The sequence below is a fragment of the Mesorhizobium sp. M7A.F.Ca.US.006.04.2.1 genome (genome assembly GCF_004022915.1).
Lineage (GTDB): Bacteria > Pseudomonadota > Alphaproteobacteria > Rhizobiales > Rhizobiaceae > Mesorhizobium > Mesorhizobium ciceri.
On the sequence record NZ_RZQA01001053.1, the window covers coordinates 1 to 1897 of the forward strand.

General features: G+C 57.4%; 2 protein-coding genes. One reads left to right on the forward strand and one right to left on the reverse strand.

Annotated features, from left to right (window positions below; genetic code table 11):
- Positions 1 to 9: 9 nt before the first annotated feature.
- A complete protein-coding gene (locus tag EN925_RS34110; RefSeq protein WP_013533212.1) occupies positions 10 to 573 on the reverse strand; it encodes a sigma-70 family RNA polymerase sigma factor in 564 nt (187 codons plus the stop codon).
- A gap of 290 nt (positions 574 to 863) precedes the next feature.
- On the opposite strand from EN925_RS34110, the gene EN925_RS34115 reads away from it, so the two are divergent.
- A partial coding sequence (locus EN925_RS34115) for a catalase (RefSeq protein ID WP_164894593.1) occupies positions 864 to 1897 on the forward strand: 1034 nt, incomplete at its 3' end.

Below are 1897 nucleotides of genomic sequence, written 5' to 3' on the forward strand. Positions count from 1 at the left end.
AACAATTGACTATCTGCGGCTGTCGACCTCGACGTCGAGCTGACCGTCCGACAGCTGGTTTCTCCTCTCCATCAATGTCTCCAGCGAACTCTCCCCTAGGAGTTCAAGGATGTTGGCGCGCGCACGGTTCAGGCGGCTTTTGACCGTCCCGACCGCGCAACCGCATATGTCGGCGGTTTCCTCGTAGCTCACTCCCAAAACGCCGATCAGCATCAGCACCTCGCGTTGGTGTTCAGGCAGTCTTTGAATGGCGCCGTGAACTTCCCTGCTCTGAACGGTCCATTCCTGGGTGGCTTCCGAAATTGGTCTCGAAGAGGCGCAGTCGAGCAGGCCTGGCGCCTCCCGGGCAGCGATCTTGACCCGGGTATAATAGGTGTTGCGCATGATGGTGAAGAGCCACGACTTCATTCGCGTACCGGGTTCGAACTTGTCGATGTTGGCGAGACCCTTGGTCAGTGTCTCCTGCACGAGATCGTCAGCATCGTCGGGGACGCGGCAGAAGGTGCGGGCGAATGCCCGCAGGGCGGGTATCAGGTCAACGATGGAAACTTCATTGGTTTCCTGGTCGGCCAAAAGGCAGCCTCCGGATGACAATGGTCCAGCTCCCAGCAGAAAGAGTGTGTGAACGCAGCCTCAGCTAAATGCATGGAAGTTTGGTTCGTTCCTCTTGCTGGAGACAACTCTTCATAATTCTTCGCGGGCGGAGATATCTGTCATGCGATCGACGCATACCATCGCCGCAGCAGTGACGCCTCCTTCGACAGTGGTATCTACAGCGTCCGCTTTTTTACGGGAACAAAGCCGTTCACCGGCAGTTTGATGGCTTGCCACTTCAACCTTCCAGTATCGATCGAGGACCTGTCATGGCCAAATCCGCTCGCCCCTCCGCTCGCCAATCGGCAAGTGGACTGGATCAGAATAGCGCGCGCGGAAATGGCGGCGAGTTGCACCAGATCGCGGAAGACGACACGCCTGTCCTTACCACGGCGCTCGGAACGCCTGTCTCCGACGACCAAAACACATTGCGGATCGGTGAACGCGGACCATCGCTGATCGAAGACTTTCACTTTCGCGAGAAGATTTTCCACTTCGACCACGAACGCATCCCGGAACGGGTCGTCCATGCCCGCGGCTATGGCGCGCATGGTCATTTCGAGACCTACGACTCACTGGCCAAATACACACGTGCCGACATTTTCCAGCGAGCTGGTGAAAAGACGCCGGCATTCGTTCGTTTCTCGACGGTTGCCGGCAACAAGGGCTCGTTCGATCTCGCCCGCGACGTGCGCGGCTTTGCGGTCAAGCTCTACACCAAGGAAGGCAATTGGGATTTGGTCGGCAACAACATTCCAGTCTTCTTCATCCAGGACGCCATCAAGTTTCCCGATCTGATCCACGCCGCCAAACAGGAGCCCGACCGTGCTTTTCCGCAGGCACAGACGGCGCACGACAATTTCTGGGACTTCATCAGCCTGATGCCGGAATCGATGCACATGGTCATGTGGATCATGTCGGATCGCGCCATCCCGCGTTCCTTCCGCTTCATGCAAGGCTTTGGTGTGCACACGTTCCGCCTCGTCAACGCCAAGGACGAATCCACCTTCGTCAAGTTCATCTGGAAACCCAAGCTCGGCATGCAATCGGTGGTCTGGAACGAGGCGGTCAAGATCAACGGCGCCGATCCCGACTTCCATCGCCGCGATCTGTGGGAGGCCATACAGGCCGGCAATTTCCCGGAATGGGAGTTGACGGTGCAACTGTTCGATCAGGCGTTTGCCGACAGTTTTGACTTCGATATCCTGGACGCAACGAAGATCATTCCCGAAGAGGTTCTCGAACCAATTCCGGTCGGTCGGCTGGTGCTCGACCGGATGCCGGATAATTTCTTCGCCGAGAC